This window comes from Psychrobacter sp. W2-37-MNA-CIBAN-0211, assembly GCF_040309405.1.
In the GTDB taxonomy this organism is placed as follows: Bacteria; Pseudomonadota; Gammaproteobacteria; order Pseudomonadales; family Moraxellaceae; genus Psychrobacter; species Psychrobacter glaciei.
This window is the reverse complement of sequence record NZ_JBEOOU010000049.1, coordinates 1-428: the sequence shown is the minus strand read 5'-3', so window position 1 is coordinate 428 and position 428 is coordinate 1. Positions and strand designations below refer to the sequence as shown.

The 428-nt window shown below is 43.2% G+C and carries 1 protein-coding gene; it reads right to left on the bottom strand.

Translation table 11 applies throughout. The features are described 5' to 3' along the window. Positions 1-428, bottom strand: a 428-nt coding sequence (locus AAEY72_RS14230) for a GTP-binding protein (protein ID WP_352311148.1), incomplete at both ends; no start/stop codon positions are given.

Genomic DNA, 428 nt, shown 5'->3' with positions numbered 1-428 from the left:
GTTCTGGAATATAAGTATCTAGGGCTTCTGCAAGCTCAAGAATTTTTGCTTCCCACTCTGGCTGGCCTTCTAGTGCCTTAAGAGCTGAACCTTGAATTACTGGTAAATCATCACCTGGGAAGTCGTATTCTGAAAGAAGCTCACGCACTTCCATTTCTACTAATTCTAGTAATTCTTCGTCATCTACCATGTCACATTTGTTCATGAATACGATGATGAAAGGTACGCCTACTTGACGTGAAAGCAAGATGTGCTCACGTGTCTGTGGCATTGGGCCGTCTGTAGCAGCAACTACTAAGATTGCGCCGTCCATCTGTGCAGCACCGGTAATCATGTTTTTAACATAATCCGCGTGACCTGGACAATCTACGTGTGCGTAGTGACGAATTGGTGTGTCATATTCGATGTGAGAAGTATTAATTGTAATA